General features: G+C 64.1%; 23 protein-coding genes. 12 read left to right on the forward strand and 11 right to left on the reverse strand.

Annotated elements, in window-relative coordinates; translation table 11 throughout:
- Positions 1-64 precede the first annotated feature (64 nt).
- From ribD to glyA, 3 genes are read right to left on the reverse strand one after another with little or no spacing between them, the layout of a single operon-like run.
- Positions 65-1,225 carry a bifunctional diaminohydroxyphosphoribosylaminopyrimidine deaminase/5-amino-6-(5-phosphoribosylamino)uracil reductase RibD gene (ribD, locus tag ACVMIH_RS09260; RefSeq protein ID WP_057020725.1) on the reverse strand — a complete coding sequence of 387 codons (1,161 nt, stop codon included), beginning with the start codon at positions 1,223-1,225 and terminating at the stop codon, positions 65-67.
- Entirely contained in the window at positions 1,222-1,704 is a 483-nt protein-coding gene (gene nrdR / locus ACVMIH_RS09265; protein WP_016844999.1) for a transcriptional regulator NrdR, read from the reverse strand. Before nrdR ends, ribD begins: the two co-directional genes overlap by 4 nt.
- Positions 1,705-1,730: 26 nt before the next feature.
- Positions 1,731-3,032, reverse strand: coding sequence for a serine hydroxymethyltransferase (gene glyA / locus ACVMIH_RS09270; protein ID WP_456861477.1), 1,302 nt, complete (start codon positions 3,030-3,032; stop codon positions 1,731-1,733).
- A 607-nt stretch (positions 3,033-3,639) separates the two neighbouring features.
- Between glyA and ACVMIH_RS09275 the strand changes: the two genes are divergently transcribed.
- A complete protein-coding gene (locus tag ACVMIH_RS09275; protein WP_456861479.1) occupies positions 3,640-5,916 on the forward strand; it encodes a TonB-dependent siderophore receptor in 2,277 nt (758 codons plus the stop codon).
- 191 nt (positions 5,917-6,107) lie between these two features.
- Here the strand turns inward: ACVMIH_RS09275 and ACVMIH_RS09280 are convergent, their stop codons facing one another.
- From ACVMIH_RS09280 to ACVMIH_RS09290, 3 genes are read right to left on the reverse strand one after another with little or no spacing between them, the layout of a single operon-like run.
- A complete protein-coding gene (locus ACVMIH_RS09280) occupies positions 6,108-7,607 on the reverse strand; it encodes a tripartite tricarboxylate transporter permease (protein ID WP_057020728.1) in 1,500 nt (499 codons plus the stop codon).
- Positions 7,607-8,107: a tripartite tricarboxylate transporter TctB family protein gene (locus ACVMIH_RS09285; protein WP_057020729.1), complete on the reverse strand. Its 501-nt coding sequence runs from the start codon at positions 8,105-8,107 to the stop codon at positions 7,607-7,609. The genes ACVMIH_RS09280 and ACVMIH_RS09285 overlap by 1 nt, the downstream gene beginning before the upstream one ends.
- Entirely contained in the window at positions 8,104-9,072 is a 969-nt protein-coding gene (locus ACVMIH_RS09290; protein ID WP_057020730.1) for a Bug family tripartite tricarboxylate transporter substrate binding protein, read from the reverse strand. Before ACVMIH_RS09290 ends, ACVMIH_RS09285 begins: the two co-directional genes overlap by 4 nt.
- 331 nt (positions 9,073-9,403) lie before the next feature.
- Between ACVMIH_RS09290 and ACVMIH_RS09295 the strand changes: the two genes are divergently transcribed.
- The 7 genes from ACVMIH_RS09295 to ACVMIH_RS09325 all read left to right on the forward strand — a co-directional run bounded on the left by ACVMIH_RS09295 (position 9,404) and on the right by ACVMIH_RS09325 (position 12,950).
- Positions 9,404-9,637, forward strand: coding sequence for a hypothetical protein (locus tag ACVMIH_RS09295; RefSeq protein WP_057020731.1), 234 nt, complete (start codon positions 9,404-9,406; stop codon positions 9,635-9,637).
- Positions 9,638-9,747: 110 nt separating this feature from the next.
- The gene (locus tag ACVMIH_RS09300; RefSeq protein ID WP_057020732.1) at positions 9,748-10,137 is read left to right on the forward strand and encodes a PRC-barrel domain-containing protein; all 390 of its coding nucleotides are present in this window, start codon (positions 9,748-9,750) and stop codon (positions 10,135-10,137) included.
- 510 nt (positions 10,138-10,647) lie between these two features.
- Positions 10,648-11,103, forward strand: coding sequence for an Hsp20 family protein (locus tag ACVMIH_RS09305; RefSeq protein ID WP_057020733.1), 456 nt, complete (start codon positions 10,648-10,650; stop codon positions 11,101-11,103).
- Positions 11,104-11,191: 88 nt separating this feature from the next.
- A complete protein-coding gene (locus ACVMIH_RS09310) occupies positions 11,192-11,515 on the forward strand; it encodes a hypothetical protein (RefSeq protein WP_092078022.1) in 324 nt (107 codons plus the stop codon).
- Between the two features lie 9 nt (positions 11,516-11,524).
- Positions 11,525-11,830, forward strand: coding sequence for a hypothetical protein (locus ACVMIH_RS09315; RefSeq protein ID WP_245311813.1), 306 nt, complete (start codon positions 11,525-11,527; stop codon positions 11,828-11,830).
- On the forward strand, positions 11,827-12,009 hold the full coding sequence (locus ACVMIH_RS09320) for a hypothetical protein (RefSeq protein ID WP_057020734.1): 183 nt from the start codon (positions 11,827-11,829) through the stop codon (positions 12,007-12,009). The genes ACVMIH_RS09315 and ACVMIH_RS09320 overlap by 4 nt, the downstream gene beginning before the upstream one ends.
- Positions 12,010-12,776: 767 nt before the next feature.
- The gene (locus ACVMIH_RS09325) at positions 12,777-12,950 is read left to right on the forward strand and encodes a hypothetical protein (protein WP_225158918.1); all 174 of its coding nucleotides are present in this window, start codon (positions 12,777-12,779) and stop codon (positions 12,948-12,950) included.
- A 331-nt stretch (positions 12,951-13,281) separates the two neighbouring features.
- On the opposite strand, the gene ACVMIH_RS09330 is transcribed toward ACVMIH_RS09325, so the two are convergent.
- Positions 13,282-13,539, reverse strand: coding sequence for a DUF3551 domain-containing protein (locus tag ACVMIH_RS09330; RefSeq protein WP_076834407.1), 258 nt, complete (start codon positions 13,537-13,539; stop codon positions 13,282-13,284).
- On the opposite strand from ACVMIH_RS09330, the gene ACVMIH_RS09335 reads away from it, so the two are divergent.
- On the forward strand, positions 13,538-14,101 hold the full coding sequence (locus ACVMIH_RS09335) for a hypothetical protein (RefSeq protein ID WP_456861481.1): 564 nt from the start codon (positions 13,538-13,540) through the stop codon (positions 14,099-14,101). The two genes, ACVMIH_RS09330 and ACVMIH_RS09335, sit on opposite strands and share 2 nt — an antisense overlap.
- Positions 14,102-14,346: 245 nt before the next feature.
- Here the strand turns inward: ACVMIH_RS09335 and ACVMIH_RS09340 are convergent, their stop codons facing one another.
- The 4 genes from ACVMIH_RS09340 to ACVMIH_RS09355 all read right to left on the reverse strand — a co-directional run bounded on the left by ACVMIH_RS09340 (position 14,347) and on the right by ACVMIH_RS09355 (position 16,714).
- Positions 14,347-14,568, reverse strand: coding sequence for a hypothetical protein (locus tag ACVMIH_RS09340; RefSeq protein ID WP_050384934.1), 222 nt, complete (start codon positions 14,566-14,568; stop codon positions 14,347-14,349).
- 20 nt (positions 14,569-14,588) lie between these two features.
- On the reverse strand, positions 14,589-14,819 hold the full coding sequence (locus ACVMIH_RS09345; protein WP_016845011.1) for a hypothetical protein: 231 nt from the start codon (positions 14,817-14,819) through the stop codon (positions 14,589-14,591).
- A 251-nt stretch (positions 14,820-15,070) separates the two neighbouring features.
- The gene (ldtR, locus tag ACVMIH_RS09350) at positions 15,071-15,589 is read right to left on the reverse strand and encodes a transcriptional regulator LdtR (RefSeq protein WP_018271925.1); all 519 of its coding nucleotides are present in this window, start codon (positions 15,587-15,589) and stop codon (positions 15,071-15,073) included.
- 663 nt (positions 15,590-16,252) lie between these two features.
- Positions 16,253-16,714: a DUF6163 family protein gene (locus tag ACVMIH_RS09355; protein WP_057020737.1), complete on the reverse strand. Its 462-nt coding sequence runs from the start codon at positions 16,712-16,714 to the stop codon at positions 16,253-16,255.
- A 212-nt stretch (positions 16,715-16,926) separates the two neighbouring features.
- Here ACVMIH_RS09355 and hemB point away from each other — a divergent pair, with 212 nt between their 5' ends.
- The 3 genes from hemB to ACVMIH_RS09370 all read left to right on the forward strand — a co-directional run bounded on the left by hemB (position 16,927) and on the right by ACVMIH_RS09370 (position 19,598).
- Positions 16,927-17,991: a porphobilinogen synthase gene (hemB, locus tag ACVMIH_RS09360; RefSeq protein WP_253590075.1), complete on the forward strand. Its 1,065-nt coding sequence runs from the start codon at positions 16,927-16,929 to the stop codon at positions 17,989-17,991.
- Between the two features lie 186 nt (positions 17,992-18,177).
- Entirely contained in the window at positions 18,178-18,735 is a 558-nt protein-coding gene (locus ACVMIH_RS09365) for an RDD family protein (RefSeq protein ID WP_229192345.1), read from the forward strand.
- An 86-nt stretch (positions 18,736-18,821) separates the two neighbouring features.
- On the forward strand, positions 18,822-19,598 hold the full coding sequence (locus ACVMIH_RS09370; RefSeq protein ID WP_456861483.1) for an arginyltransferase: 777 nt from the start codon (positions 18,822-18,824) through the stop codon (positions 19,596-19,598).
- Positions 19,599-19,606 lie beyond the last annotated feature (8 nt).

Consider the following 19,606-nt stretch of genomic DNA (forward strand, 5'->3'; position numbering starts at 1 on the left):
CACGACTTACTTCACTGCTGGCGACCAAGACGTGGATGCCCGGGTCAAGCCCGGGCATGACGACTTAGGATCGATCGTAGATAGTCAAAACATCTTTGGCCAAGGCTTCGCTAGCACGAAGCCGGAAGGCGGGCGACTGCGTGATTGCGTCGAGCGGCATTGCGTCCAGCGCGGGAACGCCGTCGGCACCGATCGCATCAGGCCCGCGCAACAGCCAGATCTCGTCGACAAGGCCGGCTGCCACGAAAGAATTTGCCACGCGCGATCCGCCCTCGACCAGCAGCCGCGAAATCCCCCTCTCCGCCAGCGCATGCAGGACGGACGGCAGATCGAGACCATCAGGCGCGCTGGCGGCGACGCGGATCACCTGCGCGCCGGCGGCACCTAGCTTCACCGCGGCAGGCGCCTCCGCCATATCCGAGCTCAGCACCCAGAGCGGCGTCTCGCGCGCCGAATGCACCAGGCGGCTGTCGCCAGAGATCCGCAGCGCGCGGTCCAGCACCAGGCGCACCGGCGAGCGCGCCGCCATGCCGGGCAGCCGGCAGGTCAAGAGCGGATCGTCGGCCTTGACCGTGCCGATGCCGACCAGGATCGCATCGCTCTGCGCGCGCAGCAGATGCACGCGGGTCCACGCGGCCTCTCCGGTGATCGTAACCGGCCTGTGGCCGCTGGCAGCGATCTTGTCGTCGGCAGACACCGCGAGCTTGAGGATCACATGCGGGCGCTTGTTGCGGATACGGCGGAAGTGCCCGGCATGGTCGCGCGCGGCCTCTTCCGCGCACAGCCCGACATCGACCGCGATGCCTGCGGCACGCAGCCTGGCGTGCCCCTGCCCCGCGACTTCCGGATTGGGATCCTCGGTCGCCGAGACGACGCGGGCGAGCCCGGCCGCCACAACGGCGTCCGCACAGGGCGGCGAGCGGCCGAAATGCGAGCAGGGTTCGAGCGTCACGTAGAGCGTGGCGCCGCGCGCGGCATCGCCGGCGCGCCTGAGTGCCTCGACCTCGGCATGCGGCCGGCCGCCCGACTGGGTCCAGCCGCGGCCGACGATCACGCCGTCCTTGACGATGACGGCGCCGACCGCCGGATTGGGCCAGGTGCGCCCGAGCCCGCGCCGGCCAAGCGCCAGCGCCAGCTGCATGAAGCGCAGATCGGCCGCCTTTGCCGCTTCCTTGGCCTCTCTGGCCTTCTGCGCGAACTGGTCTTCCAGAATGCGGAAGATCATTTGCGTAGCGTCGCGAGCCGCGGGTCCTCTTCGCCGGTCAATTCGTCGAGCACGGCCTCGAAGTCCTTGGCCTCGCGGAAATTGCGGTAGACCGAGGCGAAGCGCACATAGGCGACGTCGTCGAGCTGGCGCAGATGCTCCATCACGATCTCGCCGATCGCCTCAGAGGAGACCTCGGCCTCGCCGCCGCTTTCGAGCTCGCGCACGATGGTGGACACCATCTTCTCCACCCGCTCGGATTCCACCGGGCGCTTGCGCAAGGAGATCTGCAGCGAGCGCACCAGCTTGTCGCGGTCGAACGGCACGCGGCGGCCGTTGCGCTTGATGACGGTCAGTTCGCGCAGCTGCACCCGCTCGAAGGTCGTGAAGCGGAAGTTGCAGGCCATGCAGACGCGACGCCTGCGAATGACCGCGGAGTCCTCGGTCGGACGCGAGTCCTTGACCTGCGTGTCGAGAGAATTGCAGCTCGGGCAGCGCATCCGACGGGACCTCTAGCAACGACCTTTTACTGATAGATCGGGAAGCGATCGGTCAGCGCCTTGACGCGCTCCTTGATCGCGGCCTCGACCAGCGGCGCCTTGCCGTCCGGCGACTGCGCCAGCGCGTTCAGCACTTCCGCGATCATGCCGCCGACCTGCTTGAACTCGGCGACGCCGAAGCCGCGCGTGGTCGCCGCCGGCGTACCGAGCCGCAGGCCGGAGGTGACGAACGGCTTTTCGGGATCGAACGGGATACCGTTCTTGTTGCAGGTGATGGCGGCGCGCACCAGCGCCTTCTCGGAGATGTTGCCCTTCAGGCCCTTCGGCCTGAGGTCGACCAGCATCAGATGGTTGTCGGTGCCGCCCGAGACGATGTCGAGGCCATGGCCGCGCAGCGTCTCCGCCAGCGCCTTGGCGTTCTCGACCACGTTCTTGGCGTAGACCTTGAAGTCCGGCCGCAGCGCTTCTGCGAACGCCACCGCCTTGGCGGCGATGACGTGCATCAGCGGACCGCCCTGCAGGCCCGGGAAGATCGCCGAGTTCAGCTTCTTGGCCAGCGTCTCGTCATTGGTGAGGATCAGGCCGCCGCGCGGGCCGCGCAGCGACTTGTGCGTCGTGGTGGTGGTGACGTGGGCGTGCGGCACCGGCGAGGCATGCACGCCGCCGGCGACGAGGCCCGCGAAATGCGCCATGTCGACCAGCAGATACGCGCCGACGGAATCCGCGATCTCGCGGAAGCGCTTGAAGTCCCAGGCGCGCGAATAGGCCGAGCCGCCCGCGATGATCAGCTTCGGCTTGACCTGCTCGGCCTGCTTCTGCACCGCGTCCATGTCGATGATCTGGTCCTCGCGGCGCACGGTGTAGTGCGCGGCCTTGAACCACTTGCCGGACATGTTGACCGGCGAACCGTGGGTGAGATGGCCGCCGGCCGCGAGGTCGAGGCCCATGAAGGTGTCGCCGGGTTGCAGCAGCGCCAGAAACGCCGCCTGGTTCATCTGGCTGCCGGAGTTCGGCTGGACGTTGGCGAAGCCGGCGCCGAACAGCTTCTTGGCGCGCTCGATCGCCAGCGTCTCGGCGACGTCGACCCACTCGCAACCGCCGTAGTAGCGCGCGCCCGGATAACCCTCCGCATATTTGTTAGTCATCACCGAGCCCTGCGCCTCCAGCACGGCGCGGCTGACGATGTTTTCCGAGGCGATCAGCTCGATCTCATGACGCTGCCGGCCGAGCTCGCCCCTGATCGCGGCGGCGATCTCGGGATCGGCCTGGGCGAGGGTTGCGGTGAAGAAGGAATCGGGCGCGGAAGCGGTCTTGCTGGACGAGGTCATCGGCGAAATATCTCCACCGCCGCAAGCCTTTAGGCAGGATGCGGACGGTCACGAGTGGCGGTCGAAGCTGGTTTCAGAGCGTTATCACATCGCCCCAAAATGGCCAAGCGGTTGCGGTCCCTGCCGGTCAATTATGCCAGATATGGTGGGGATGGCGGGGATTGCCAGCCGGCCGGACGGCCGCCCCCGCCACCCGGTTCCCGCCGCGCGGCCAGCACGGCTGTGGCAGCCGCCGAGTGGAACGTGACTCCCCTTCCCGACCGCGCGGGGACCGCGGACGAGACAACTATCGCCTTGAGGTTTCAACGCGTTGCTCGCGCAACCGCGCGACATCGGACTCGCTTGATCATGTCGCGCGCGATCGCGATGCATCGACCCACGAGATGACGAGCCAATTTTTGAATCGTTCGATTTTTGAATCGTTCAACACCGGATCGATTCAAGGCTCTCACGCGATGCGTGCAATTGCGCGTCATACGCCGTTGTCTCCCGGTCACACAGCCAAGCTTTGCGTGCAACTTCGACAGCTTCTAACCCCGTGCAGGCTGCTCGCGAAAATCACCGTGATAACGACTCGCTCAAGATTTTTTTACGGAGCGTGGAATAAATGTCGTGCAGGTGGATTCGGCCGCAGCGGTTTGCTGCTTCGGCTGTCGTTGTGTTTTCGGTTGTTGGTGCGGACGATGTCTTCGCCCAGACGCAATTGCCGTCCGTGACAGTCGAGGCGCCGCAGCGGCAAGCGGCGCGATCGCAGCAGCCTTCGCAACGGACCACGCGCGCACGCAGCGCCTCACGCCGCGCGACGGCCGCCCCGGTGGGCGCGCAGCCACAGACCGCTCAGCAGCCCGCGGGCGCCAGCGGCGGGCACGAACGCGCCAACGGCCCGGTCACCGGCTATCTGGCGCGGCTGAGCGCCAGCGGCACCAAGACCAGCACGCCGATCATCCAGACGCCGCAATCGGTGTCGGTCATCAGCGCCGAGCAGATCCGCGACCAGAAGATCGTCAGCAAGTTCGACGAGGTGCTGCGCTACACGCCGGGCGTCATCGGCGGCACTTATGGCGCCGATTTCCGCAACGACTGGTTCATGATCCGCGGCTTCCCCGCGCAGAACGAGTCGCTGTTCCTCGACGGCCTGCAGCTGTTCTACACTTCCTATGCGAGCTGGAAGCTGCAGCCCTTCAATCTCGAGCGCGTCGAGGTGCTGCGCGGTCCGTCCGGCATCCTGTATGGCGGCTCGGCGCCGGGCGGCCTCGTCAACGCGGTGAGCAAGCTGCCGCAGGCCGAGCCCATTCGCTACATCGAGACCGGCGTCAACAATTTCGGCAACGCCTATACCCAGTTCGACATCGGCGGCGCGACGGCGCAGCCCGGCAATGGCCAGGTGCAGTACCGCCTCGTCGGCCAGACCCAGGGCGGCGGCACCCAGACCGACTATGTCTACGACAACAATTTCTTCTTCGCCCCGTCGGTGACCTGGCGGCCCGATGCCGACACCAGCCTCACCGTGTTCGGCATGGCCTCGCACAGCAACACCCGCGCGCTGAACTTCCTGCCCTATGTCGGCACCGTCACCAACGCGCCGTTCGGCCGGATTCCAACCAGCCTGTTCGTCGGCGATCCCAGCGCCGACCAGTTCCGCCGCGACCAGCAGATGGTCGGCTACGAGTTCCAGAAGAGCGTGACTGACAGCGTCGATTTCCGCCAGAACGCGCGCATGGCGCATGTCGACGTCTATTATGCCGGCCTCTACGGGCTCGGCTACGCGACGACGCCGGCCGCCGCCGACATCACCCGCGGCAATTTCTACACCCGCGGCATTGCCACCCAGCTCAACCTCGACAATCAGCTCGAATACCGCTTCGCCACCGGCGCGCTGCAGCACACCGCGCTGGTCGGCGTCGATCTGAAATATTACGGCATCGACGACCGCCAGGGTTTTGGCATGGGCACCAATCTCAACGTGGTCAATCCGGTTTATGGCACCAACCTGCCGTATAGCGGCCCGCTCTATCAGAACGGCTATCTCGCCCAGGGCATGGCCGGGCTCTACCTGCAGGATCAGGTCAAGCTCGACCGCCTGACGGTCGTGCTGTCCGGACGCCAGGACTGGGTCGATCTCACCAACAACAACCGGATCGGCGCGTCCCAGGGCCGCGACGACAGCAAGTTCTCCGGCCGTGTCGGCGCGATCTACAATTTCGACAGCGGCGTTGCGCCCTACGTCTCTTACATGACGGGCTACAATCCGGTCATCGGCACCACCGCGGCCGGCCAATTGCTGCTGCCGGAAACCTCCGAGCAGACCGAGGTCGGCGTCAAGTACGAGCCGGTCGGGCTCAACGCACGGTTCGGCGTCGCGTATTTCGACCTCAAGCGCAAGAACGCGCTGACCACCGATCCCAACAACCCGCTGTTCCAGACCCAGAACGGCGAAGTCACCTCGCGCGGCGTCGAGCTCGAGGCGGTCGCGAACATCACGCGCGATTTCAAGCTGGTGGCGAGCTACACCAATTACGAGCTGTTCGTCAGCAAGGACCTCAATCCCGCGCTGATCGGTACCGTGCCGACCAACGCGCCGCGGCAGCTCGCATCGGTGTGGACCGACTACACCTTCCGCGACGGCCCGCTCACGGGCTTCGGCTTCGGCGGCGGCGTGCGCTATGTCGGCTCGTCCTTTGCCGACACCGCGAACACCGCACGCGTCCCGGGGGTCGTGCTGGGCGATCTCGCCTTGCATTACGAATGGGACAACAACTGGCGCGCGGCGCTCAATGTCGTGAACGTCACCGACAAGATCTATGTCGCGAGCTGCGCGACCATCAGCTCCTGCTACTACGGCGATCGCCGCCGCATCACGGCGAGCCTCGCCTACAAATGGTGAGCTGAACTTTCAGTTCACGGAAAATCATGTGACCGAGAGGCGGCATCCGGCCGCCTCGCTTTTTTCGCTGTCGTCAGGGTGGTGTCAGCTTGTCACGCTAGGTTTCGCGTCGCGGCGATATTTGCCGTGCCCAGACTGGCCCGCTCCGAAATGCGAGCCCCGGAGCGGGCCTTTTACGGTCTGGTCGCGTCCTAATCCTCGTTCGCCTTGAATCGCCCCAATCCCTTGAGCACGAACGGCGCCAGCAGCGCGATCAGCGCTATGCCAAGCAGCGTCGCCGACATCGGGCTTTGCAGCAGCACCATGGGATCGCCGAGGCTGATCGCCAGCGCGCGGCGCAACTGGCTTTCGGCGATCGGCCCGAGGATCAGCCCGATCACGACGGGCGCGATCGGAAAGTCGAACCGGCGCATCAGAAAGCCCATGACGCCGAACGCCGCCAGCATCGACAGTTCGACGACCGACGGCTTCGCCGCGATCGTGCCCATGGTGGCGAACACCAGGATGCCGGCATAGAGCCAGGGCTGCGGGATCGCCAGCAGCCGCACCCAAAGGCCGACCAGCGGCAGATTGAGCACCAGCAGCATGCCGTTGGCGATGAACAGGCTCGCGATCAGGCCCCACACCAGGTCGGGCCGCTCCGCGAACAACAGCGGCCCCGGGTTGAGGCCGTATTGCTGGAAGCCCGCCAGCATCATCGCCGCGGTCGCCGAGGTCGGCAGCCCCAGCGTCAGCAGCGGCACCAGCGTGCCGGCCGCGGACGCGTTGTTCGCCGCTTCCGGCCCTGCGACGCCTTCGATCGCGCCCTTGCCGAACTCCTCCGGATGTTTGGTCAGCCGCCGCTCGGTGGAATAGGACAGGAATGTCGGGATCTCCGCCCCGCCGGCCGGCAGCGCCCCGATCGGAAAACCGAACAGCGTGCCACGCAGCCACGGCTTCCACGACCGCCGCCAGTCCTCCCGCGTCATCCACAGCGAGCCGCGCACCGGCTCGAGCTTCTCCTCGGCGTGATGCCGGCGCGAGGCGACATAGAGCGCCTCGCCGACCGCGAACAGGCCGACCGCGAGCGTCGTCACCTCGACGCCGTCGAGCAGTTCGGGGATGCCGAAGGCAAGCCGCGCCTGACCGGTCAGCTTGTCGATGCCGACCAGCCCGAGCGTGAGGCCGATGAACAGGCTGGTGAGGCCGCGGACCGGCGAGTCGCCGAAGGTCGCCGACACCGTGACGAAGGCGACGCACATCAGCGCGAAGTAATCCTCCGGCCCGAAGCGCACGGCGAAATCGACCAGCCATGGCGCGAGGAATGCGAGGCCGATGGTGGCGATGGTGCCGGCCACGAACGAGCCGATCGCCGAGGTCGCCAGCGCCGGGCCGCCGCGGCCGGCCTTGGCCATCTTGTTGCCCTCGAGCGCGGTCGCCATCGACGCGCTCTCGCCCGGCGTATTGATCAGGATCGCGGTGGTCGATCCGCCATACATGCCGCCATAATAGATGCCGGCGAACATGATCAGCGAGCCGCCGGGATCGAGCTTGTAGGTCACCGGCAGCAGCAGCGCGACCGTCAGCGCCGGTCCGATGCCCGGCAACACGCCGACCGCGGTGCCCAGGAACACGCCGATCAGGGCGTAGAGCAGGTTCATCGGCTGCATGGCGACCGCCATGCCGTGCGCCAGCGCGGCGAAAGTGTCCATCACAGCAGTCGCTCCAGCGGGCCGGCGGGAAGGCTCAGCGTCAACAGCTTGTCGAACGCGAGATAAATCAGCGTCGTGATCACGAGCGCGATGGCGGTGTCGGCCAGGACGGCGCGGCGGCCGAACGCCGCCGACGTGGTGACGAACAGCGCCGAGGTGGCGAGGATGAAGCCGCCGCCAAGGCCGATGATGGCGATCAGGAGCGCCAGGCCGCCGATGATCAGCCACACCGGTTTCGGATCCATGCTCTCGCGCGGCGGCAGCTTGCCGCGCAGCGCGTCGATCAGATTGCCGACCGCGAGGATGACAAGGCCGATCGCGATGACGACCGGCATCGCCTCCGGCCCCATGCCGTACATCGTGGTCGACGGCAGCTTGCTGGCGTCCCACACCAGCACCGCAGCAAGCCCGGCAAGCGCGGCCGCGATGACCACGCCGGCGCGATCGACGCGGCGCGCCGGCGCCGGCCGGAGGTTTTCAGACGCCGCGTCCGGCGTCATGACTTCACGAGGCCGACGGACTTCAGCACCTCGGTCACGCGCGTGATCTCCTTCTTCAGGAAATCCGCGAAGGCGTCGCCGCCGAGATAGGCGTCATCCCAGCCCTTCTGCTTCAGGATCTCCTTCCAGGAATCGGACTTCACCATCTTCTCGACCGCATCGCTCAGCACCTTGCGCTGCTCCGGCGTGATGCCGGGCGGTGCGACCACCGAGCGCCAATTGGCCAGCACGAGATCGATGCCCTGCTCCTTGAAGGTCGGGATGTCGACGCCCGGCAGTCGCTGCGCCGACGTCACGCCGAGCGCGCGCAACTTGCCGGCCTTGATCTGGCCTTCATATTCGCTGAGGCCGGAAATGCCGGCCGTGACCTTGCCGCCGAGAATGGCTGCAAGCGACTCGCCGCCGCCCGAGAACGGAATGTAGTTGATCTTCTTGGCGTCGGCGCCGACCGTGCCCGCGAACAGCGCCGCCATCACATGGTCGACACCGCCGGCCGAGCCGCCGGCAAAGGTCACCTTGGCGATATCGGCCTTCACCGCGGCGGCAAGATCCTGCGCCGTCTTGATCGGCGAGTTCGCCGGCACCACGATGACCTGGGTCTCCTCGGTGAGGCGCGCAATCGGCGTCACCTGATCCAGCGTCACCGGCGACTTGTTCATGGCGAGTGCGCCCACCATGACGAAGCCGTTCACCATCATCTGGTTGCTGTCGCCCTTGGCGCCGTTGACGAACTGCGCGATGCCGACGCTGCCGCCGGCGCCAGGAACGTTGGTGACCTGGACGCTGCGCGCGATGCCGGCCGCGACCAGCGCCTGCTGCATCGAGCGCGCGGTCTGATCCCAGCCGCCGCCCGGCGCCGCCGGCGCCATCAGCTTGAGCTCGAGCTGCTGCGCGGGCGCCGGACCGCTCGCCCCGAGCAACAGCGCGACGACCGCGCCGAACAGGCGCATGTGGGACGAGATCATGGGGCTCCCTCCTGAATTTTCGGAAAGCAGCCTGCGGATCGCCGGCTGCATCCGGTCACGTGATCGCATCGCCACTCGGACAGCGCGGTCCCTTCGGGTCAGGAATCGCTCGCCGATCTCGCGTCTGCGTGTCCCTAGCGACCATTCGCCACAGCCTTCGGCAAGCCGGAGGGCGCAGCTAGCCAGTGCTGCAAATCGCCGCACCATCTCCGGTCATTTTTCGCTTGCTTTGATTCGGCACGGCTCGCCAACGCAAGTTCGGTTCTAGGAACCTTCGCCATTTTCTCCCGTTCCACCTCCGCCGATTGGTACGGCTATTGGAGGAGAGAACATGAAGTTTAAGACCATTGTCGCGGCATCTTTGCTTGCCGCTTTCGTCTCGCCGGCATTCGCAGCGGATGAATTCTACGTCGTCCAGGATGTGAAGACGAAGAAGTGCACGATCGTCGACAAGAAGCCCGTCGACACGACGACCACCGTCGTCAGCCCGTCAGGCACTGTCTACAAGACGCGCTCCGAGGCCGAGACCGGCATGAAGAGCGTCAAGGTCTGTACCTCGGACTAGGAGGCGATCGCATGCCAGTCATCATTCTTTGGGCCGTGCCGGCGATCATCGTCATCGGCGGCGGTATCTACCTGTTCGGCCATCTTCACTGAAGGCGAGGAGTTTCACTTATGAAGTACTTAGCTATCGGCTGCATCATGGCCGCAGCGTTCGCTACCGCCGCGCATGCCGCAACCACCATGCCCGCCGCTCCGGCGGACAGTTCGACCATCACCAATTACTACAAGCAGAATGTCTACGACCCGAAGGAATCCAAGATCGGGACGATCGACGACGTGCTTGTCGACAAGTCCGGCAAGGTGACCGGTCTCGTCGTCGGTGTCGGCGGCTTCCTCGGCGCCGGCGAAAAGGACGTGATCGTGCCGTTCACGGCCGTCAAGTCTCAAAAGAAAGACGACAAGTGGTGGCTTACGCTCGACGAGACCAAGGACAGCCTGAAGGCCGCACCTGGTTTCAAATACGATCGCGCCAGCACGACTTGGAAGCCGGAGAATAAGTAGCATCGACGCCCCGTCTGCTCGCTCAGAGCAGACGGGGCGCTATTCACGCAAGTGATGGCGGCCCTATCCAAGCTCGCCGGAACGGACCAGGGTCGCGCAACGAAACGGCCCCAGCACCTTTGGGGGCCTGGAGGCCGGTGCTGGGGCCGGTTGCCTGATCCGGGGCCGAGCTGTTGGAGCCAGGCAGTCCAATCGATCAACGCCCCCGCGGTTCCGGCATTAGCCTATGTAAATCGGCGACCTAATTTTCCACCGGCATGTCTTGTCTGCAACAGGCCTCCCTCGAGCGGCACTGATCCGCCGCCGCTTCAGCCGCGGTTCTGACGCGGAGAATCAACCGCAAAAATTTTTCGGCCGGGTTCTTGACACGATATCTCCGGTTTTTATTTTCTTTCGCGCCAGCCCCCAACGCGGAGGCTGGGGCCTGGTCGCCCCTCGGGGCCAGGCGAGACGGGCACCGGTCGTGTCCGGTGCCGTTCATATCCATCTTGCTCTATGGAGGATTTGGCTATGCGCACATACGACTTCTCTCCCCTGTTCCGGTCGACCATCGGATTCGACCGGCTCTTTGATCTTGCCGAGGCAGCCCACCGGGCCGGCGAAGATCACTACCCGCCCTACAACATCGAACGGCTGTCCGAAGACAGCTATCAGATCGTGCTCGCGATCGCCGGTTTTGCGCCGGATGAGATTTCCGTCACGGCAGAGCAGAACGTTCTGACTGTCGAAGGCGTCAAGGTCGAGAAGGCCGAGCGCGAATACATCTATCAGGGCATCTCGACGCGCAGATTCAAGCGTCAGTTCAGCCTGGCCGACTACGTCGAGGTCAAGAGCGCGGCGTTCGACAACGGGCTTCTCAGGATCGAGCTGGCGCGCGAAGTGCCGGAGGCGATGAAGCCGCGACGCATCGCGATCAACGCGGCATCGAACACGGCGCCCCGACAGCTCGAAAACGTCGCCGCCTGATTGAACCGGCGAAGCCGCGTCCGACGAACAGGTCGCGGCTTCGTCTTCTCACTCTTCTCAGCAACTCGTCTTTCGAACGGAGGTATCCATGCGGCCGACGACCGCGCCTGCTCATAACGTTATTGGCTTTCATCTGCCGATTGGCGATCACCACCAATATGAGGTCCCGCACGATGTGGTGCGGGATTCTCGCCTGAGCCTGGCCGAGAAACGCGCTCTCCTGGCATCCTGGGCCTCGGACGCCAGCGCTGTAGCGTCCAATCCCGCTTTGCGCGCACCCAAGGGGCTCAAAGCGCCCGTTCCTGTCAGCGACATCCTCGAAGCGCTTCGCGCGCTCGACAGCGATCCGCACCATCCGCCAGGCGGCCGGCCTGCCCGCCTGCGCTCCGTCGACCGCTGCCTGGCTGCATAGGAGCGCGAGATGACAGACATCAGGCTACCGAAGCAGGTCATCGACCGCCTCGAGGGACGCTGGCGGCCAAGATTTGGACAGGCAAGGCGCCGGAGCTCAGAACTGTTCGACCACCGGCTTGAACAGTTGCGCGCTCATCGCAACAATATTCATCGGTATCGGCGATTGCTGCAGACCCAGCTCTCCGACCTCGAGCGCGAATTCATCGAAAGACGGCTGTCCGAAGAAACCACGGCAATGCAAGGCCTCGCGGCCGACATTCCATCCCTTCCCTCCTCGTTCGATCGCGCAGCTTGCGAGGAGATCGCGCCATGAATGGGCTGCAACAACTGCTCATAAGAGGCAGCGAAAAAGTCATCGGTCACTATCAATTCCTGCTGGATAGCGCGACCTCGGAACAAGAGCGCGAACGCTATCGACGGAGGATCGAGGAAGAACGCCGGATACTAGGCCGGTTGCTCGACGATTCCGATCGGTCGTCACGCGCGGCGTGAGCGATTCATGGCGGCGGGAGAGCAAATCCGCTCGTGATGCCCGCCGCTCGCCTCGCGCGAAGGCCGCAAAGCCACCCGCGTGCCTTCGAACCATCAAAGGACGCGTCCGTTATCCGGAGGCTTGGTACGCATCCGGGAGACGTTGCCTTATGTATCTGATCTACTATTTCGCTGTCTTCCTCGCTGTGACCGGCGCAGTCTTTGGCTCATTGGTCACGCTGGAGAAGATCTTTCATTCCATGGGTTCCGCCTAACGATCCCGATCGAAGGTCTCGGATCGGAGCCCTGGTTCGGAATTTCACCCTAGCAAAAGCCAGGCCATGGAGGCGATGAGAGCCACAAGCGACACGGTCGCAGCGCTGACAAAGGCAATCTCCACACCGTCGATATGGTGGTGGTTTGTATGCATTGAGCGTCCTCCTAGATGGGTGCCCGCGGACCTTGAGACAGTAGCCACGCCGCCAAATTGGCGGTGGTTTCGTCATGCCGCGCCTGCCTCAACAGGGTCTCTCGCTCTCGACAGGGAGGAAGGTTCTTGGCCCGTTGACGTAGCCGTTCGGCTTCTTGGGCGAGGCGTTTTTCAAGAGGGAAAATCTGCCTAACCCGGCGTCGTCGCTTCATGGCTCCTCTCTCCAACGCTGACGTTTGGCTGCCCCAAAAGCAAAATCAAAAAGCCCGGGAAGCCTAAAAAGTTCCTGCCAGCTTCGCGTCAATGAGATCAGACGGATGGAACTGGCGAAACGGCATGGACGTTACAGGGCATGGGCATGGCCAAGGACCTGAAGAAACAGGCCAAGACCGCCGAGCAGGCGGCGGTGCGGACGGCTGACGAATTCGCGGCCGAGCAAATGAAGAGCCTCGCCCAAGCGTTCCGGGCTCAGGCCGAGGTCGTCAAACGAAACAAGAAAAAGAAGAAAGATGAGCTTCACCGTAAAAGCTAGGTGCAAGTTTGGAGAGATCGTGCACCGTCGTGGCACGGCCGAAGCAGCTCTACGCAAGGCAAAAGAGCTTTCACGGTCGCAGTGTTACGACATCCATATCGTGACACCTGAAGGCCGAGACTACGACTCGTCCGAGTTTGGGGATCTTCCCCGCACGCCACTGGCTGTGCGCGTTGCTCAGAAAGGCCACACCTATCCATAGGGCAGGAGAGATTCCATAGGGCAGGAGAGGTTTCAAAACGGCAGGCTCAAAAAGCGGCCCCGGCTAACCGCATCACCCTTAGGGTGCGCCCTTCCCCAACCGCCTCGCGCGCGCCCATAGGCGCGACAATCAATAGCGGTCGCGATATCCCCGCCGCTGCTGCCCATATGCGGCACGAGGATTGATCCCGCAGGTCACGTTCCTTCCGGAAGCTGACGCGAGACACTGGGCGCGGGTTTGGTACATGCAATCGCCGGGATAGCCGACGCCGCGCCCCTGCACGCACCAGCGATAATCCCGGGCGCTGGCTGGGCTCACACTTGCCAGTCCTGCAACGCCGAACGCCAGGACGAACGCCAGGACAGCGAACAGGACGGTTGCGCGCATGATCGGGTCCTCGCAAGCAATCGAGGACCAACGGAGCGGCAAGATTAGCGTTCCCTTCGATAGTGGCCGGCCGGTTAGCAAGATCGCCGCAGCCGGAGCGGCCGCGCCGAGCGCGAGCGCAGGAACCATGCTCCGTTGGGTCGGTTGTCGGAAACCATCCATCCCACACAAGTCAATCGGCATGCCGTCACGACTGCTTTGGTTTTTAGGGTTTCCGGTTCTGGTTGTTCTGGGTGGTTGCGGCGATCAACTCGAGTGCGATTCAATCGAAACCCGGAAGGCCGTGCTCCAGACCATCTCCAACGATCACCGCAATCCGCTTGTCAATTTCGCCGCCAGGGAATCGACGGCGAAGCCCACTGCGGAAAACGCAAATCCACAATACCTCCTCGGTGAAAAGGTCGTCACGACCTCGGCAAGTGAGGACAAGCGAACATTGCAATGCAGCGGCGGCATCTCGGTTTCCGTGGGCGACATCAAGGCTTCCAAGGAAGTCGAATTCACCGTGCAGAAATCGAGCGACGGAAAGTTGGCGGTTTCGGTTGCTCCATTTCAGTTTTGAGTTGCGACAAACTCAGTGTCGTCCTGGCGAAAGCCAGGACCCATTACCCCAAATCACTATTGTTGCGCGACGCTGGGGCCGCGATCCCGCTCATCGCCAAATGCGGTGGTTATAGGTCCTGCTTTCAGGACGACGATCGTGCGCGAGGAACCTGCACCGTCATCGCGTCGTTGCGAGCAAAGCAAATCGCCGCCGAGGAAGCCTTGCCGACGACGCGGAATCAGACCGCGAAGCCAGGCGCGCCGCTACAGCCCGGTATAGCCGGCCTTCACGTGGTCGGTACTACCGTCGAGTTGGCGCAGATAGGTCAGCCCGCACACCGTCAACCGATGCGGATCGCGCTCGCCGGCGTCGAACAGCGTCTGCACGTACTCTGTCACCTTCGCCCGCGCTTCCTCGCTCGCAGCGGGCGTGCGGTTGAGCAGCAGATCATACGTCTGCATGATCCGATCGATAGCGGCTTCCATTGAAGTCTCCGGGTTGACGCTCAGGCGACCACCAGCGTCTCGGCCTCGAACTTCGCGATCGCCTTGTTGGCGAGGCGGAGGCGATTCATCTCACCACGCTGGAACAGCTTCACGATGATGCCGAGCAGGCGCTCATTGGTGGCGAAATTGTCGGGGATGGCGCCGGATTTGCGCAGATAGTTCGAGGCGATCGCGTAGGCGTCACCGACGACCTCGACATTCAGCACCTCAATCCCGCGTTCGAGCAACATATCCCTGCCTCTCCGTTGGCTAACGGATAAGCCGCAGGGAACGCCTTGGTTCCTCGCCGGGGCCCATTTATTTTCGCATGTGCAGCATGACACACGTGCAGCATGAAAAACGCATCGGCCGGGCATGACCGATGCGTTGACTGGAGCAAGGCTGGACTGGAGCAAGGCTGGACTGGAGCAAGGCTGGACTGAAGGAAGGCTGCCGGTCTTCTCGCGCGGCCGGCTTGGCCATCAGGCGAAAACAGGAAGGCTCAGAGGCGATACAGGATCTGGTCGGTCCAGAAACGCTCGAGGCGATGCAGCGACTTGTTGAGGCTCGCGAACTCCTCGTTCGAGATGCCGCCGACCTGCTCCACCGTCTTGACGTGCTTCTGATAGAGCGCATCGACGATCTTGCGGACTTCCTGGCCCTGCGGGGTCAGACGGATACGAACCGAGCGGCGATCGACGCGCGAGCGCTGATGATCGAGGAAGCCGAGCTCGACGAGCTTCTTCAGATTGTAGGAGACGTTGGAGCCGAGATAGTAGCCGCGGGTGCGCAGCTCGCCGGCGGTCAACTCCTTGTCGCCGATGTTGTACAGGAGCAGCGCCTGCACCGAGTTGATGTCGGCGCGGCCACGACGATCGAATTCGTCCTTGATGACGTCGAGGAGCCGGCGATGCAGCCGCTCCACCAAAGTCAGGGCTTCGAGATAGAGCGGCTGCACCGGAGCTTGACCGGTAGCGCGATCAGCGGCATCCGCCGCCGTTGTCGCAACGGCTTTCATCATGACACTTCCCCTGTTTGTCGTTTTTATCGACTTTATTCGACGAAACTTGTGTCCCGCCTGATAGGTCCAACGTAAGGGGGCCGTTTGAATATCCGCTTAAATAAGAGAATAAAGAGATCATGAATTTAAGACAGTGAATCGTGGATTAAGCCCATGGATCAAAGGCTTTTCGCAACTTTTCATTGACGGTGGCGGACCCTTGTTCACGCTTCGTCTGCCTGCCCTGTCACATTCGGAAACAGCATCGTCTGAATTCGAAACGGTGGCGTAACGGGTATGAGGGAACCCTTTACGGTGACCGATTGGTTACCCGAAAATTCTTTGAAAATTTTACCGGAGTGCAGCGGCGGGACGTGCACGCGATGCGCGCAAGCGGTGCCGATCTGTTGTGGGGGCCAGACCGGTTCCGCCGTCGGCCCGCGCAAAGCCGGCCGGCACACGCGCCGAGGTCCGGTGAAATGGGCCCCGACGGCAGGTCCCGTAGAGACGGTCCCGCAAGGGAGTGTCTCAAACGGATGCGATCTGTCGGCACCCACCTATCAGAACCAGCAATGCTGTCTTCTCGTTGCGCGCACGGCTGCCAATTATTGCCGGCCGCGGCCGGCAATTCGCGGCGCTGTCGCCACGGGGCAACAGTGCATCAGGCCATCGCTCCACGTCGACCTATGGCGGGCGTTCGCGCGCCGACATCCAGGCCAGCGCGAGATAGGCGGCGAGCATCATGGCCTCGAGCCCGACCACGGTGAGACTGCCGCCATAGATGCCGGGAAACATCAGCTCGATGACCGCCATCGACACCACGGTGGTCAGCCACACCACGGCGCCCCAGGGCGTCGCGAGCCAGAGCCCGACGGCGGCGACGAGCTCGATGACGGCGAAATAGATCGTGGCGGTCTGCCAGGCCATCGACTGGTTCTCGAAGGCCTCCTCCTCGCCGCCGACGAAGCCGGTCACCTGGGCCCAGTGATAGAGGCCCTTGGCGACCGAGACGACAGCCATGATGCGCAGGAAGATGACGAGGCGCCGCGTCCACGCATTGTCGTCCGGCTCGATCCGGTCGGACGAGATCGCGCTCACCGAGATGGCATTGTCCCGCGCCTGATCGCGTGCAGAGGTGTCAGACATCCGAATCGCCGCAGAGCGGCTGCAAAATGGGGTTCATGGGCGCAGTCTTGGCCCGCCGGGGACGCAAAATCAATTGCCGTTGCGGCAAATCAAGGGCGCCACGGATGCAATAGCGGCGCAATGACGGCGGCCCTGACAGGTGCTAGAACCGGACTTATATCAGGTCCAGACCTTATCAGGTCCAGAATGCCGTCCGTCGAGGAGAAGAAGACATGGCGATCAAATTCGGGCGCCCGATCGAACTGCGCGATGCGCCGCGGCGGCAGAGCGATGCCCTCGCCTCCCCCTCGCTCGACCTCTCGATCCGGATGCGACGCAATCGCAAGTCGGAATGGGCCCGCCGCCTGGTGCGGGAGAACGTGCTGACCACCAATGACCTGATCTGGCCGATGTTCGTGGTCGATGGCAACAACACCCGCACGCCGGTGGCCTCGATGCCCGGCGTCGACCGGCTCACCGTCGACCAGATCGTCCGCGACGCCGAGCGCGCGGCAAAGCTCAACATCCCCTGCATCGCGCTGTTCCCGTTCACCGAGCCGTCGCTGCGCGACGAGCAGGGCTCGGAGGCGCTCAACCCCGACAATCTGGTCTGCCAGGCGGTGCGCGCGATCAAGCAGGAGTTTCCCGACATCGGCGTGCTGTGCGACGTCGCGCTCGATCCCTTCACCAGCCACGGCCATGACGGGCTGATCGAGGACGGCAAGATCCTCAACGACGAGACCGTCGCGGTGCTGGTGAAGCAGGCGCTGACCCAGGCCGAGGCCGGCTGCGACGTGATCGCGCCGTCGGACATGATGGACGGCCGGATCGGTGCGATCCGCGAGGCGCTCGACGACAACAGTTTCGGCGACGTGCAGATCATGTCCTATGCGGCGAAATACGCCTCGGCCTTCTACGGCCCGTTCCGCGACGCGATCGGCTCGGCCAAGACGCTGACCGGCGACAAGCGCACCTATCAGATGGACAGCGCCAATTCCGACGAGGCGCTGCGCGAGGTCGAGCTCGACATCGCCGAGGGCGCCGACATGGTGATGGTGAAGCCGGGCATGCCCTATCTCGACATCGTCCGCCGCGTGAAGGACCATTTCGCGATGCCGACCTTCGTGTACCAGGTGTCCGGCGAGTACGCGATGATCGCGGGCGCCGCCGCCAATGGCTGGATCGACGGCGAGCGCGCGATGATGGAGAGCCTGGTCGGCTTCAAGCGCGCCGGCGCCGACGGCATCCTCACCTATTTCGCGCCGAAGGCCGCCGAAAAGATCAAGGCGGAGAGCTGAAGGCCGCCGCCCATTATTGCGACAAGTGGATCGCTTCGCTCCGCTCGCAATGACGGCGTGAAGGTAGAACCGCTCAATCCAGCCCCCGAATCGCCGGATTATTTCGGCTAGTTAATGTTCGCGCAGGCTTGGCGAACGCGCCTCCTGTTCCCATGTCCTGCGCGGGACTTTCATCGGAGGTTGGTCATGTCCTACGGCAATGACGGCGGCACCTGGCGCAACGAGGCCTGGCGCAACGACGGCGGCGTTCCTCCGCATGCGTTCGACCCAATGATGCAGCCGGACCTGTTCCGCGGCGTGCTGACGCGACGTGTCTTTGCGTTCCTGATCGACCTGTTCGTGCTGTCGGTGCCGGTGATCCTGGCGGTGATTTTCATCGCGGTGTTCGGCCTCGTCACGCTCGGTCTCGGCTGGGCGTTGTTCTGGCTGGTCTCGCCGGCCTCGATCGTCTGGGCGATCGTCTATTACGGCGCCTCGATCGGCGGGCCGCACTCGGCCACCATCGGCATGCGCATGATGGATCTGGAACTGCGGACCTGGTACGGCGCGCGCGGCTATTTCGTGCTCGGCGCCACCCATGCGGTGCTGTTCTGGGTGACGATCTCGTTCCTGTCGCCGCTTGTGCTCCTGATCGGGCTGTTCAACGGCCGCCGCCGGCTGCTGCACGACATCATCCTCGGAACCGTCATTATCAACAGCTCGGTCCGGACCCCGGTCGCCCCGGCCGCGCGGGCCTCCTATTAGGCCCGCCTAAACCAATTGACCGTTAGCCTCAGGGGGGCGATGCTCACTCGGCTGCCTGTATTGTTTGTGGAGCCCGACGATCTGACGTGACCCAGCATTCGCGTGATACTCCCCAGTTCTATTTGACGGCGCCCTCGCCTTGCCCGTATTTGCCGGGCCGACATGAGCGGAAGGTTTTCACGCACCTAGTCGGCGACAAAGCGGGCGATCTCAACGACTTGCTGACCCATGGCGGCTTCCGCCGCAGCCAGTCGATCGCCTACCGCCCGGCCTGCGACCAGTGCCGGGCCTGCGTCTCGGTCCGTGTGATCGCCAACGAATTCCGCCCCTCCCGCAACTTCCGCAAGGTGCTGGCCCGCAACGCCGACATCATCGGCGAGCAGCGCACCGCGGTGCCGACCTCGGAGCAATATTCGGTGTTCCGGGCCTATCTCGACCGCCGCCACCGCAACGGCGGGATGGCCGACATGACCGTGCTCGACTACGCGATGATGGTCGAGGACAGCCATGTCGAGACCCGGATCATCGAGTACCGCAAGCGCAATGCCGACAGCGCCATCACCGGTCGCGGCGACGAGCTGATGGCGGTGGCGCTGACCGACGTGCTCAGCGACGGGCTGTCGATGGTCTATTCGTTCTTCGAGCCCGGGCTGGAGGCGCGCTCGCTCGGCACCTTCATGATCCTCGACCATATCGCCCGAGCCCGCCGGCAGGGCCTTTCTTACGTCTATCTCGGGTACTGGATCGAGGGCTCCAAGAAGATGGACTACAAGGGCCGTTTCCTGCCGCAACAGCGGCTCGCGCCGTCGGGCTGGCTGCGCGTCGACGCATCAGGCGAGGTGCTCGCCGAGCCGCAGGACTAGCTGCCGAA

The organism is Bradyrhizobium sp. USDA 4503 (assembly GCF_054055815.1).